At 69.6% G+C, this 13,592-nt stretch carries 12 protein-coding genes; 6 read left to right on the top strand and 6 right to left on the bottom strand.

The window, feature by feature from the left end; translation table 11 throughout:
* The first annotated feature begins 116 nt into the window (after positions 1-116).
* Both ACIBCK_RS23120 and ACIBCK_RS23115 read left to right on the top strand, forming a co-directional pair.
* Positions 117-956: an ABC transporter ATP-binding protein gene (locus tag ACIBCK_RS23120; RefSeq protein ID WP_399393002.1), complete on the top strand. Its 840-nt coding sequence runs from the start codon at positions 117-119 to the stop codon at positions 954-956.
* Positions 953-3,568 (top strand): ABC transporter permease, encoded by a 2,616-nt coding sequence (locus ACIBCK_RS23115; protein ID WP_399393000.1) that lies wholly within the window; start codon positions 953-955, stop codon positions 3,566-3,568. The genes ACIBCK_RS23120 and ACIBCK_RS23115 overlap by 4 nt, the downstream gene beginning before the upstream one ends.
* A 369-nt stretch (positions 3,569-3,937) precedes the next feature.
* Here the strand turns inward: ACIBCK_RS23115 and ACIBCK_RS23110 are convergent, their stop codons facing one another.
* Positions 3,938-4,375: a hypothetical protein gene (locus tag ACIBCK_RS23110; protein ID WP_399392999.1), complete on the bottom strand. Its 438-nt coding sequence runs from the start codon at positions 4,373-4,375 to the stop codon at positions 3,938-3,940.
* A 219-nt stretch (positions 4,376-4,594) separates the two neighbouring features.
* Positions 4,595-5,479, bottom strand: a complete 885-nt coding sequence (locus ACIBCK_RS23105) for a LysR family transcriptional regulator (protein ID WP_399392997.1) — start codon at positions 5,477-5,479, stop codon at positions 4,595-4,597.
* A 163-nt stretch (positions 5,480-5,642) separates the two neighbouring features.
* Between ACIBCK_RS23105 and ACIBCK_RS23100 the strand changes: the two genes are divergently transcribed.
* Positions 5,643-6,287: a DUF1772 domain-containing protein gene (locus tag ACIBCK_RS23100; protein ID WP_399392995.1), complete on the top strand. Its 645-nt coding sequence runs from the start codon at positions 5,643-5,645 to the stop codon at positions 6,285-6,287.
* A gap of 44 nt (positions 6,288-6,331) precedes the next feature.
* On the opposite strand, the gene ACIBCK_RS23095 is transcribed toward ACIBCK_RS23100, so the two are convergent.
* Positions 6,332-7,720, bottom strand: coding sequence for an MFS transporter (locus ACIBCK_RS23095; protein ID WP_399392993.1), 1,389 nt, complete (start codon positions 7,718-7,720; stop codon positions 6,332-6,334).
* Positions 7,721-7,979: 259 nt separating this feature from the next.
* Here ACIBCK_RS23095 and ACIBCK_RS23090 point away from each other — a divergent pair, with 259 nt between their 5' ends.
* A complete protein-coding gene (locus ACIBCK_RS23090; protein ID WP_399392991.1) occupies positions 7,980-8,876 on the top strand; it encodes a LysR family transcriptional regulator in 897 nt (298 codons plus the stop codon).
* A 200-nt stretch (positions 8,877-9,076) separates the two neighbouring features.
* On the opposite strand, the gene ACIBCK_RS23085 is transcribed toward ACIBCK_RS23090, so the two are convergent.
* On the bottom strand, positions 9,077-9,490 hold the full coding sequence (locus ACIBCK_RS23085; protein WP_399392989.1) for a hypothetical protein: 414 nt from the start codon (positions 9,488-9,490) through the stop codon (positions 9,077-9,079).
* Here ACIBCK_RS23085 and ACIBCK_RS23080 point away from each other — a divergent pair.
* Positions 9,479-9,670 carry a hypothetical protein gene (locus ACIBCK_RS23080; RefSeq protein ID WP_399392987.1) on the top strand — a complete coding sequence of 64 codons (192 nt, stop codon included), beginning with the start codon at positions 9,479-9,481 and terminating at the stop codon, positions 9,668-9,670. The genes ACIBCK_RS23085 and ACIBCK_RS23080 overlap by 12 nt on opposite strands.
* A 155-nt stretch (positions 9,671-9,825) precedes the next feature.
* On the opposite strand, the gene ACIBCK_RS23075 is transcribed toward ACIBCK_RS23080, so the two are convergent.
* Positions 9,826-10,566: a hypothetical protein gene (locus ACIBCK_RS23075; RefSeq protein ID WP_399392985.1), complete on the bottom strand. Its 741-nt coding sequence runs from the start codon at positions 10,564-10,566 to the stop codon at positions 9,826-9,828.
* 502 nt (positions 10,567-11,068) lie between these two features.
* On the opposite strand from ACIBCK_RS23075, the gene ACIBCK_RS23070 reads away from it, so the two are divergent.
* Positions 11,069-11,959: a peptidoglycan-binding protein gene (locus ACIBCK_RS23070; protein WP_399392983.1), complete on the top strand. Its 891-nt coding sequence runs from the start codon at positions 11,069-11,071 to the stop codon at positions 11,957-11,959.
* Positions 11,960-12,179: 220 nt separating this feature from the next.
* On the opposite strand, the gene ACIBCK_RS23065 is transcribed toward ACIBCK_RS23070, so the two are convergent.
* Positions 12,180-13,532, bottom strand: coding sequence for an ROK family protein (locus ACIBCK_RS23065; protein ID WP_399392981.1), 1,353 nt, complete (start codon positions 13,530-13,532; stop codon positions 12,180-12,182).
* Positions 13,533-13,592 lie beyond the last annotated feature (60 nt).

Here is a 13,592-nt window from a genome sequence, read left to right as displayed (position 1 = left end):
CACGGGCCGCCGCCGGTCGGCCGCGGTCCCCCCGGTCACCGACTCGGTGTCCACCGACCGGTGGACACCGAGTTCAACCTGTCGAGCCTGTCGGCGCCCGCACCCCGGCGGCCAGCATGAACACCATGAACGAGACACGGAAGCAGCACGGGGAGCCGGTCGTCAGCCTCGATTCGGTGAGCAGGCTCTACGGAGGGCCGAAGAACCGGGTCACCGCCCTTGACGACGTGAGCATCGGCCTCGAAGAGGGCACCTTCACCGCGGTGATGGGCCCGTCCGGTTCGGGCAAGACCACCCTCCTGCACTGCGCGGCCGGACTCGACAGGCCCACGGCGGGGACGGTACGGCTCGACGGAACCGACCTCGGGACCCTCAAGGAGCGCCGGCTGACCAAGCTGCGCCGTGAACGGATCGGCTTCATCTTCCAGTCGTTCAACCTGCTGCCCGCGCTCACCGTTGTCGACAACGTCACCCTGCCCCTGCGGCTGGCTGGGATCCGTCCGAAACGGGCCGCCGTCGACGAGGTACTGGGTCGGGTCGGCCTCGGCACCCGCCGCGACAGCCGCCCCGGTGAACTCTCCGGCGGCCAGCAGCAGCGCGTAGCCATCGCACGGGCCCTGATCACCCGGCCAGCCGTGATCTTCGGTGACGAGCCGACCGGCGCGCTGGACACCCGTACCGCGAGTGAGGTGCTGTCGCTACTTCGCGAGGCCGTGGAGGACGCGGGGCAGACGATCGTCATGGTGACCCACGATCCGGTGGCCGCCGCACACGCGGACCGCGTGCTGTTCCTCGCCGACGGCCGGCTGGCCGGATCCCTGGACCGGCCGACCGTCGAACAGGTGGCCGCGCAGATGACGCACCTCGGTGCCTGGGACGACGAGCGGGCCACCGCCCGGCAGGCCCCCCGCTCCGCGGTACGGGTCACGGCGCGTGGAATCGGGGGCCAACGATGATCAGGATCGCGCTGCGCACCCTGCGTTTCCACAAGTACGGCTTCATCGCCTCGTTCATCGCACTCTTCCTCGGCGCCACGATCGTGATCGGCTGCGGTGGGCTGCTGGAGACCGGGGTGCACAACGCGGCCCCGCCCGCGCGGCTGGCCGCGGCGCCCGTCGTGGTCACCGGCGACCAGCGCTACATCGGCACCGAGCGCGAACTCGTCTTCCCCGAACGCATCCGCCTGAAGAACGAGTTGGCCGAGGAACTGCGGTCGGTGCCGGGTGTCGCCACGACGGTGAAGGACGTGTCGTTCCCGGCCGGCCTCGCCCGCACTCCCGGCACGCACCTCGCCCGCACGTCCGGCACGAAGGTGACCGGCCACGGCTGGTCGTCCGCCGAGCTCGCGCCGTACACCCTCTCCGCCGGCACCGCGCCCACCGGGCCCGACCGGATCGTCCTGGGCGCCGGCCTCGCCGAACGGTCCGGGCTGCGGCCCGGCAAGCACATCAAGCTGACGACGGGCGGAGAAGCCAGGAGTTACGAGATCTCCGGCTTGGCCACCGGGCCCGACGACGACGCGCACGTCTTCCTCTCCGACGCGGAGGCCGCCCGCGCCTCCGGTCACCCCGGCACGATCGACACCATCGGTGTCTTCCCCGCCGCCGGGACCGACCGGCAGGAGATCGCGGAGCGGCTACGTGACGAGGTCGCCCGGCAGCGGGCTGCGGGACAGCGGACCGCCGGACAGCAGATCACCGTCCTGACCGGCGACGACCGCGGCCGGGCCGAGAATCCGGCGGTCCTCGCCGAAGGCAGCGACCTGGTCCCGCTGGCCGCGGCCTTCGGTGGGCTGTCGGCCATGGTCACCGTCTTCGTCGTCTCCGGCACGCTCGGCCTCTCCATCCAGCAACGGCGCCGCGAAATGGCCCTGTTGCGCGCCATCGGTGCCTCCCCGGGGCAACTGCGCCGGCTGATCCTCGGCGAGACGATGGTCCTCTCCGTACTCGCCACCGCTCTCGCCTGCCTGCCCGGTCCCGCGTTCGGCCGGTGGCTGCTCACCGCGTTCAGCGACGCGGGCGCGGTGCCCGACGCCGTCGTGTACCGCGCCGGATCCGTCCCGCTGATCGTCGGCGCCGGTACCGCGCTGGTCACCGCGATCGGCGCGGCCCTCATCTCGGCGCAGGGCGCGGTGCGTACCCGGCCGACCGAGGCCCTCGCCGAAGCCGGTCTCCAGCGCCGCTGGTTCAGCCGGTTCCGGCTGGTCGTGGGGCTGCTGTGCGTGGCCGGCGGTGTCGCGCTGGCGATGGGCACGGCCGCCTCGGCCGGGCCCGACGCACCGGGAGTGGCCACCCCTGCGGCCATGGTGTGGGCGGTCGGCTTCGGGCTCCTCGGTCCGGTGCTCGTACGGGCCGTCGTCGGCGCGCTGCGTCGTCCGGTCGAACGCCGGCTCGGGCTTGCGGGTCACCTCGCCACCCGTAACGCCAAGGCGCGCACCACCCGGCTGACGGCGGCGGCGCTGCCCGTCATGCTCGCCTCCGGACTGGCCCTCGGGCTCACTTACCTGCAGACCACTCAGTCGGACGGCGCTAAGCAAGCGTTCGACGACAGCCTGCGGGCCGATCTGGTGGTCACATCGGACTCCGGCGGGGTACCGCTGTCGACGGTCGACGCCATCAGGGAGCTGCCGGGTGTCGCCGCGGCCACCGCGCAGATTCCCAGCGTCGGCTACCTGGAGCCCGACGAGCCCATGGCCGCCCCGAGCCCCCAGGACGAAGGGACGTCGGAGGACGACCAGGAATCGGCAGGCCCGCAGCCCACCGAACTGTCCCTCCAGGGCATCACCCCCCAGGGAGCCGCGCGTACGACGGCCTTCCGCGCCTCCAGCGGTGACCTCGACGCGCTGCGCGGGAACTCGGTCGCCCTGCCGGCCCGCGCCGCGAAGGGCCACAACATCGGCGACACGGTCACGATGAGGCTCGGGGACGGCAGCCGGGTACAGCTGCGACTTGTGGCCACGGTGGGCGCAGAACGCGGTTACGAGACGGCCCTGGTACCGGCATCGCTGCTGATCGGCCGTACCGACGCGGGCCTGGTCCCGACGATCCTGGTCAGCACGGCCCCGGACACCGACATCGGCCAACTGCGCGCAGGGATCACGAAGCTGACGGACCGTCACCCTGGCCTGCACCTCGCCGACCGGGCGGCCCTCGAAGCCGTACAGGCCGAATCTGACGACACTCAGGCGTGGATGGCGTATCTGGTCCTCGGCGTGGTGGTCGGCTACTCGGTCATCTCGCTGCTCAACACGCAGATCCTGGCGACGACGGAGCGGCGCAGGGAGTTCATGCTCCAGCGTCTGATCGGCGCCACCCGCCGGCAGGTCCTGCGGATGATGACGGTGGAGGCGCTGATGATCTCACTGGCCGGCCTGCTCCTCGGCCTGCTCGTCGCCGCCGCGACACTGGTGCCACTGAGCCTGAGCATCCTCGGCTCCCCGCTGCCGGGCGGCTCCCCGTTGATCCTGGTCACCGTGATCGCCGCGACGTTCGCTCTGGTCCTCGCGTCGACGCTGCTGTCCACCGCAGCGGTTCTCCGTGCGCGTCCGGTCGCCGACTCCAGCGGCTGATCCCCGGCCGGGCGTCCGGCGGCTCCTGTTGGTCACATGAGGGAAGGTGACGGATCGGCGGTGCCGAGTTCGCAGGCAGCGCGGTGGCCCCGTACAGCTCACGCTGTAGGGGGCCACCGCGCGGTTTCGGCAGCATCCTCCGCCCCATGTCCTCAGGGCCGCCCATGCGCCAACGCATCACCACCGCAGTAGTAGCCTGCGCCGCCATGCTCATCGGCGCCGCAGCGGAGGCCACGGGTGCGACCGCCCGGCTCCCCGTCGCACGCCCCAGCCCCAGCCCCAGCGTGGCGCGGCACCCTGCTGCAACGCCGTCCAGGCTCAGCCCGCTCGCGGTCCAGATGGCGGGACCGCGCGGTGGCAGCCGACAGCTCAGGCCATCCAGCAGTACAGGCCCTGGCCCCGCCGGTCGGCGGTGCGGGCCAAGTCCGCCAGATCCCCCAGGAGTTCTTCCACCATCTCCGGGCCGAAGGTGTCGCCCTCGGCAGCCCGCTCCTGAATCCACAACTGGCCGACCTCCGCTCGCCGGGCAGGGGAAGCACTGGTCAGCGCCCCTTGAAGCGCGTCCGAGACGATGAACAGCAGTGGACCGTCCCCTTCCTCGGGGTCTGCGACCGTACGAGGCTCATCGGAAGCGACAAGCGCCTCGAAGCTCTGCCCGGTGAGCAGGCTCTCCCACTCGATCACCGCCTCGGAGGCGTCGAAGTTCCCGCAGGCCAGCGAGTCGAAGACTCCGTCAGGGCCGCTGTCCACGCAGCTTGCCGCCGAGGAGTCGTCAGGGGCTATGAAGAATTCGATGATGGTACTCACCCGGGCATGATGCCTGATCAGACCGCCTCCGAGCACCCCAAGCCCGGACAGCCCACCGCAAGCCCCTCCCCAGATCACGACCCATAGCCGGAGTACTGGGCGCGCAGGATGCCGTCATGGGCCGGGCCGCCGAAGGGGCATCCTGCCTCTGCGTGTCCCGACAGCGGCAGAGACGACGGCCCGGCTTCCGGCCGCGGCCCCCGGCCCGGTCCGGCCCGGTCACAGGGTCAGGGGGCTGAGCTCGCCTGCGACCTCGGCAAGTTCGCGGATCGGGCCTGTCTCGCTGCTGGTGCGCCAGCACAAGGTCCAGCGGCTGAGCGGGGCGTCGCGAATGGGGATGTAGGCGATGTCGGGTCGGGCGTAGTAGCGCGACGCGTGCGCGTGCGCCGGGCAGACCGCTTCCCCGCTGGCGACGATGGCGAGCAGCTGCGAGCCGTCGATCGCGGGTGGCCCCTCAGGGATCGGCCGTCCGCCGGGAGTGTGGGAGGGGATCAGCGCCTCCCGCCAGTAGTCGGGTGCGGCACCGGTCAGGACGGCCTCGTCGGCGAGGTCTTCGTAGGAGACGGAGTCACGTGCGGCCAGCCGATGAGTGGAGGACACGCACAACACAACAGGCTCGGTATAGAGGACCGGGCCGACGGTGAGATCCGGTTCACGGATGGGGAGCCAGGCGAGCAGGACATCGACGCTGCCGCGGCGCAGTGCGGAGAAGGGGTCGTTATAGCCGACCGCGCGGATCTGCACGGTGCAGCCGGGCCGACGCGATGCGAACGCGGTGAGGACGGGACGCAGGTCCTCGCTGTTGCTTGACAGCATGCCCAGACGTAGGACTTCGGTCTTCTTCTTCGCGGCCAGCGTGGCGCGCTCCAGGCTCTGTTGGAGGCCGCGGTGGACCGGGAGCAGATCGTCGTAGAACTGCCGGCCGAGCGGAGTGAGGCGAACGTGATGGCTGGAGCGGTCGAAGAGTGCGCCGCCTATGCGGCGCTCCTGCTTCTTGATCGCCTGGCTGACCCGGGCCGGGGACACGTGCAACCGTTCGGCGGTCCGGCCGAAGTGCAGCTCCTGAGCGAGCGTCAGGAAAATCTCGATGTCCCTGATCTCCATACTTACCCCCAGCCCCGTGGTGGCTCTTCAGCCCCGTTAACCACCAGGTTAACGAGCCTTGCGGAAAAGGCCGTTGTCGATGATCCCGCCTGGACCGAGGGTTGAGCCGACGGACTCGGCGCGGGTGCGCCGTCGATGCGAGGCCGAACCAAGAGGACGCAGCATGAAACACCTACAGACCGGCGTATTGCTCGCCGCCACCCTGTCCACCGGGCTCATGGCCGGACTGTTCGCCGCCTTCTCCTACGCGGTCATGCCGGGCCTGGCCCGGTCCTCCGACCGCACTCTCGTCGAGGCGATGCAGGGCATCAACAAGGCCATCCTCAACCCGGTCTTCATGCTCCTGTTCATGGGCGCGATCCCCCTCATCGGGCTGACCGTCTTCCTGGCCTGGCGCGGGCACGGCCGCCCCGCACTGCCCTGGCTGATCGCCGCACTGGTCCTGTACCTGGTGGCCTTCATGGTCACCAGCGGCGTCAACGTCCCCCTGAACGACCAGCTCGCGGGTGCCGGTGATCCCGCCCGCATCGGACACCTGGCGGCGGTCCGCGCGGACTTCGAGAACAAGTGGGTCCTCTGGAACATCATCCGCGCGCTGCTGCACACAGCTGCGTTCGCCTGCCTGGCCTGGGCACTGGTCGTGACCGGCACAGCCCGGCAGTCGCACGAGAGCAAGGACACCGCGCCCGCGCGGAGTTCTGCCCCGGCAGCCCCCACCAGTGGCCACCCGGGGGCACCCCGGCCCGCCGAGGAAGGCCCCCACTCCCCCGCCGGCATCCTCCGTGCGTTCACCGGGACGGACATCTGACGCCTTCCGCCACCGGTCTTCAAGATCACCGCCAGTACAGGGCCTCAGGCAGTACGGGGTGTCTGCTTCCTGGTGCGCAGGGCGACAGCCGCGATGAGGGCACCGAGCAGGACGAGCGCCGTGTTGACGGCGATGGCGACGGTGACACCGTCGAGGATCGCCTGGGCGCCGAGCGCGCCCCCGGCGGTGGCCGCGACGACCGCGGACATGACCGGGGTGCCCAGGGTGATGCCGACCTGCTGGGACATGGAGGCAAGTCCGGTCGCCAGGCCCTGCTCGCGGTCGGGCAGACCGGTGGTGGCGGTGACCATGAAGCCGACGATGACGAGCATGTTGCCGACTCCGCCGAGGAAGGTGGCGGGCAGCAGCAGCCACATGGACGCCGCTGTGTCGCCGAGCAGCAGCAGAGCGGCAGTGGACAGGGCCTGCAGCAGACTGCCCGCGACGAGCGTGGTCAGGGTGGAGGTACGGGCGATGACCTTCGGCGCGAGCATCCCGCCGGTCACGGTTCCAACGCCCAGGACACCGAAGGAGATTCCGGCGGTGAGGGCGGAGAAGCCGAGCGTCTTCTGCATGTAGAGCGTGAGCAGGTAGACCAGCGAGGTCTCGGTGACGAAGGCCAGCAGACCGAGCACATTGCCCCAGGCCACGGTCGGCTTCTTCAGGACGTGCACGGGCACGAGCGGCTGCTCGGCCCGGCGCTCGATGAGGTAGAAGGCGATGAGCAACACGGCGCCGGCGGCCAGGCCCATGAGGGCTGCGGGGTGGGTCCAGCCGTGCTCACCGGCCTGTGTGAGGCCGAAGACCAGGGCCAGCAGTCCGAGGGTGACCGACAGCGCGCCGGGCAGGTCCATCTTCGGGCGCTCCGCGGGACGCGACTCCGTGATGATGGAGGGGGCGACCAGCAGGACGGCCAGGGCGACAGGGACGTTGATGAAGAACGACCAGCGCCAGGAGAGCAGATCGGTGAGTACGCCGCCGAGTACGGCGCCCGCGGTGAATCCGGCGGACATCAGCGCACCGTTGAGGCCGAGGGCCTTCTGCCGCAGCGGCCCCTCTGGGAAGGACGTGGTGAGCAGGGCGAGTCCGGCCGGAGTGGCCGCTGCGGTCGCGAGGCCCTGGGCCACGCGAGCGACGATGAGGATCTCGGGGCTCGTGGCCAGACCACCCACCAGGGAGGACAGGCCGAGCAGCGCCAGGCTGCCGAGGAAGATCCGCTTGCGTCCGATCAGATCGCCGACGCGGCCGAAGAAGAGAGTGAAGCCCGCCGCGGACAGGGCGAAGGAGGTGGCGATCCACTGCAGGTTGGTCAGGGAGAACCCGAGGCCGTCACCGATCGCGGGGAGCGCGACATTCAGGATCGAGAAGTCGACGGCGAGCATGAACTGGGCCACCAGGAGCACCGCAAGGATCAGCTTCAGACGGCCCGTCATCTTCGGGGCGGAGGCGTCTGACGGCGCAGGGGCATCTGCAGGCGCGGGGACATCTGCAGACGCGGCGGCCCCTGCCGAAGGCGCGAGTTTGGTAGTGGACATGACAGTGAGTTCCTTTCGAGCCGCTTCTGCGGCGAACGGGGGAGCCGACGGCGAGATACGGCCACCCGGCTGAATCAACTCTCTGTGGGACCGAAGCGCCGAACAAGATCGAGCTGATCTATGATCGGTGACCCCAACTCACCAATGGAGGCCGGTGGTGGAACGGCACGAGATCGAGGCGTTTCTGACGCTGGCCGAAGAGCTGCACTTCAGGCGTACTTCGGAGCGGCTCGGACTGGCGCAGGGCCGGGTCAGCCAGACCATCAAGAAGCTGGAACGACACATCGGCGTACCGCTCTTCGAGCGCACCAGCCGCCGCGTCGCACTGACCGCTGTCGGAGCACAGCTCCGCGACGACCTGCTGCCCGCGCACCAGCAGACCCAGCGGGCGATCGCACGCGCTGTGTCGGCAGGGCGTGGCATCACTGGCGTACTGCACATCGGTTACTCCGGCTCCATCGTGGCCGCAGCCGTCCTTGCGGTGGCCGAGCGGTTCCGGCACTGTCACCCGGACTGCGAAGTCCAGATCCAGGAAGTACAGCTCTCCGACCCCTTCGGCCCGATCCGCAGCGGTGAGGTCCAGCTCCAGGTCACCGAGTACCCGGTCGACGAACCCGACCTCGCTGTCGGCGGCGTCCTCGTGTCCGAGGAGCGTGCACTGATGGTCCCGAGGCGCCACCCCTTCGCCCAGCGCGCGTCCGTGTCACTCGAAGATCTCGCCGACGTGACTCTCCTGACCATCGCCGGGGACCTTGTTCCGCAGTACTGGCTGGACTACCACTTCCCTCGGAACACCCCGAACGGACAACCCATTCGCCACGGCTACGCCGCCACCTATTGGCCCGAGATCTTGAACCTCGTCGCGGTGGGCAAAGGGGTGTCCCCCGTCGCCGTGGGAGTAGAGCGTTACAACAGCCGCCCCGATCTCACCTGGGTCCCTTTCCACGATGCCCCTCCCATCGAGTACGGGCTCATCTGGCCAACATCCGGCGAGAGCGCCCGAGTTCGCGCCTTCGCCGAGCTCTGCCGCACCTCTCCCAGTCGCCTTGGCTGATCAGTCGTGGGGGCGTGCCACACCGAAACTGCCTGACTGCTGTTTCACTTTCGGGGTGGAGGGATATGAGCACGGCAGACGTGATGGCGTCATGTGCCGGGCATCGCCGCCGGTGCGATCGGCTGGAGGCCGGGACGGCGGTAATCTCGCCCGCCGGGACGCTCACCTCGTCGAGCACCCTCACCGCCGAGTCGGCACCCCTACGAGGCATCGGGGCCGGTGTCCCCGGCTCGCGCGGCCGCCGCCTGTTCCAGCAGCGACCAGCCGTCGACCTCCACCGCCCGCCGCTCCCCCGGCTGCCACCCACCGGCCAGCGCCACGTCGAGCAGGGCGCGGACAGCGCCCGGCTCATGCAGGTTCAGGTCCGCACCCCGAGTGAAGCCCACGTCCCCGGAGCCGAAGGGAGCCCCGCCCGGGACGTACCGACCGGGGCCGTCGGCGAAGACAATGCGCAGCGGTCCGCCGGTTCCGGCCGGTTGCGGGAACACGGTGAGGACTTGGCGGCAGTCCACGGACCGGCCGTGATCGTCCTTTTGGTGGCTGTGGCGCATCGTCCACATGTACACGCGCCCATCCGCGATCAGTCGGCGGGGCTTCTTCGAGTGGCGTGGCACGTAGCCGAGAGTACGCGGCTCAAGCACCTGACGGCCGTCGAGCTCAACTGGTTCGTCCGGGCCTACGCCGGCGCCCACCGCGAGCTCGAGGGCGACGAGGGTGCGGTGACCGCCGACGAAACCGCCTCGGACTTGGCGGACGCATATCGTGAGGCGATTGCCGTGACCCGGGTGCGGTGAATGAGCGCGATCGCACCGACCGACCGCAGCCCTGCACGCCCCAACCGCCCACGCCTCTGAACCCCTTGGAACCGATGATCCAGTGGGACAAGACCATCTCGCGCGCATGGTGCTCGATCCGGCGCTGTCACCGGCGCGTCTGGGCGGCTGGCTAACTACCCTGCCTCGCTGATGCGCAGGTCCGCGAGCCATACCTTGGCCGCCTTGTCCTGTACGTCGGCGCCGTAGGTGCCCCACTGCGGCCGGTTGAGACTGTCCCAGGTGCGCCAAGCGAAGTGGGAGACCTGTTCACCGTCGACGGAGAGGGAGACCTCTCCGTCGCTGGACGTGGAGGTCTTGAGCGTCAGGTCGATGGTTCTGTACTGGTTCCTGGGCATGGGCGCGCTCCAGGCAAGGTTCCACTGCTCCCCCGGCGCGACCTTGAAGAGCTTCAGGCGCCCGTCCTCGACCTTGAGGAGGACCGGGTAGTTCTGCCGCGCGTTCGGGTGTGACTTCCACTGGAAGACGGTGCCGGCGTCGCTCGCGTCGGTCTTCACCTTCCAGTGCAGGTGGTACCTCTTGCCTTCGCTGAACCCATAGCCCAGGTCGGGGCGCCCCTCGTTGTCTCCGCCGGTGGCGCTGATGCTTCTGGCCTCGCAGCGCTTGACGCCTGCCGGCCTGTCGAAGAGGAAGGCGTCCCGCTCCGCGGTGACCGCGCCGGGGCTCACACAGTCGAGGCCCGAGAACGCTGTGGTCCCCTGGGCAGGATCGGGCTTCCAGATCTCCTTGGCCGTCGGCGCGGAGCCGACGAGGTGTGCGCTTGCCGAGGACACGGCGACCGCCGAACCGGCCGCAGCGACGAGGGCTCCGGCTGCGCTCAGGGCGAGACGCCGGCGCTTCTTCTTGTGATCGGGCATGCACGCAACTTAGTGATCACAGCGCCTTGCACTCCAGGCGAGAACGGCCAGTTAAGCAACCCTTAGGGCCCCATTAGGGCACCATTTTGTTTGGTGCGGTCTCGCGGACGTCCGGATCGGTGTCCGCTTCGACTGCTGCTTCCTACCGAGGCGCTGACCCCCGTGATCCGGGTATCCGTCACACCAATCAAGCTCAGCAGACACCGTTGTGGCACAGAGTTGACCATTCCTGGAAGCCCTCCTACGCTCCTCATCGCGCCCCACAGGTACATCGATTAACCGCCATTGGAGAATCTGGCCGTGCACTCACCGATGGCTCGGACGCGGCACCCCCGGCGCGGGTTCCTTGTCCTCCGGCACCGCGGCAATCAAGTCGCACGCGCCGCCCGCCAGGCGGGCCCACAAACGGTGAGCACTCTCAAGTGGCCCTTACCGGAAGGGCAATTCGTGGGCCTTCGTGCGGACATTTCACGCCCAGGGCATCGCCGAGACGTCGTAATGGATGGTGGACAGGGCTCTCTCGACGCCGTGCCGCCGTAGCTACCAAGCACACCAAGAAAGTGACCTGATGACTGGCTCCTACTACTGCTGCCCGGACTGCGGAGCCGATCTCACGGCCCTGCCCGACGCCATGTGCACGTGCGCTGGACCGTTCACCGAGGACCAAGCCGATCCCATGCACATCCGCCCCTACTTGCACCAGCTCCCGCAGTGCCAGAGCGCGACCCCCGTGGAGCCGGATGCGGGATGGACATCGCGCGAGGGCACCCCGACAGCCAGTCGGCCCCTAGCAGTCCACGCACATCGTGACGACCACGATGACGCCAGCACCGCACCCGATGTCAGGCACAGCACTCAGCGGGGGAAGCCGCGTGCCCGGTCCGCTTCGTTCGTGCGGATAACAACGGGCTTTGGCGTGATAGCCCTGCTGGCTCTCGCCACGCTGCAGGCATGGCCAGACGGGACGAGTGACACGCAGAGCGGCGCGTTCCCGCGCGACAGTTCCGCGACCGAGCCGACGCATCACTCCCCGAGCACCGACAGCCCTACCCCTGGCTCGGCCTCGCCGTCCCCCTCCGAGTCACGCCGTGACCATGCTCATCAGCCCAAGTCACACCCTTCGCCGGCCAGAGATTCACCAGGGACGGGCGAAGCCGTGGACCCGGCACCGATCTTGCGGCCTGGTGACACCGGCCCCGAAGTTGTCGAGTTGCAACAGCGCCTCAAGGAGTGCGAGTTCCTCGCTCAAAGCTCCCCGGAGGACAGCGGGTTCACTCCCCTGGTGCACGAAGCGGTCTTCCGATTCCAGGTCGCACGCGGAATCCATGGAGACCCCAATGGCCAGTACGGCGCCGCAACGCGAAGCAAGCTTGAAGGCGAGACACGCTCATAGCAGCCCGATGACGTGGGGGGGGTGTCACAGCAATCGTGACCGGCTGGCTGGCTGGCTTCGGCAGCGTTCTCTAACGACATGGCGGAGCGGCCGCACTTCTCCTTCCAGGTCGGAGCTGCCGGTGGGCATGCGCCTCGACCAGTTCGTCGACGAGCTCGGCGGCCAGAACGCAGCGGACCCGGAAGCCGGCCATCCCAGCGGCAGCTCCGTCAAGCTTGCTTCAGCGGCCGTCGCGCGGAGCCGCCCTCTCGAGGAGCGTAGTGCCGGCGGCCGCGGAAGCTCCGCCCGGATCCTGGTAGACCCGATCCAGCGCCAGATGGGCGCCGCCGCGCGCCGCGGCGCTGAACCCCAGGGTGGACGACATGACGTCGCAACGGCCGGCCTCGGGAGCCATGACCCGTGCGGACAGCTCGCTGCGCACCCGGTCGATGAGGTAGTCGCCGAAATAGGCGAAGTGGCCACCGAGTACGACGGCGCGGGGGTTGAGCAGGTCCGCGAGGAGGGCGAGTCCCAGTGCGAGGCCGTCGGCGATCTGCTGGAGCGCCGCGCGAGTGGCGGGTTCGCCGGCATCGGCGCGGCGGCGCAGCTCGGCCAGTCGCTGCTGCAGATCGATCGTGGGGTCGTGGACCGGGTCGTCGGCCGGCGCGGCCAGTCGCAGCAGGGCGGCCAGGCCGACCATGGTCTCCCAGCAGCCCCGACGTCCGCAGGCACACGGATGCCCGCCCGGATCCAGGGGCATGTGGCCGATCTCGCCGGCGAATCCGGCCGATCCGCGCAGCAGTCGGCCGTCGGAGATGATGCCGCCTCCGACGCCCGTCTCGCCGGTCACGTAGATCAGGTCGTGGATGTCGTCCGCGGCGGCGACCAGGTATTCGGCGATGGCACCGAGCTTGGCATCGTTCTCCAGCCGGATCGGTGGTGCCCCGGGGCCGAGGCGAGTGCGCAGGCCCTCGACGACGGCGACGTCCCGCCAGCCGATGTTGGGCGCGTACGAGACCACGCCGGTGTCGATGCCGATCACCCCGGGAGCCGCGATGGTGACCCCCACCGGGTGAACTCCCCGCGCCCGCAGGGCATCGTGTGTCTCACGGATCGCCTCCGCCATCCGGTCGAGGACGACGTCGGGCGCATTGCCCCGGGCGTCGAGCGGTGTGTGCCGCTCGGCGATGTTCTCGCCGCGCAGGTCGAAGGCGATCAGACTCAGATAGTCGACGTTGATCTCCACGCCGATGCCGCAGATGGTGCGGCCGTCGATCTCCACGGTGCGGCTCGGTCGCCCGACGGAGCCGTGGCGCTCGGTCTCACCCTCCCGGACCAGACCGAGTTCCACCAGCTCCGCGACCAGGTTGGTGATGGTGGCCTTGGGCAGGCCGGTCTCGGCCGCGATCTGAGTGCGGGGGCGTGGCCCCGCGTCACGCAGCAGGCGCAGTACGAGACCGAGGTTGGACCGGCGCAGCGAGGCGCGGTCGTTCGCCCGCGCCGGGCCCTCACTGCCCAAGTCGCGTACGCCTGCTCCACGTAGATCTGCCTTCACCAGTGCCTGCTCCTGTTCCGTACGGGCGCTGTCCGTCAAGTTACGCGGTTGCCGGGAGCGTACGACAGGCGCCTGTCGACCGGCGGCGGAATTGCCCAC

Origin of the sequence: Streptomyces sp. NPDC051218 (assembly GCF_044455475.1) — a bacterium.
Lineage (GTDB): Bacteria > Actinomycetota > Actinomycetes > Streptomycetales > Streptomycetaceae > Streptomyces.
Note: the sequence above shows the minus strand (reverse complement) of the source record. Positions and strands in the feature narration are given on the sequence as shown.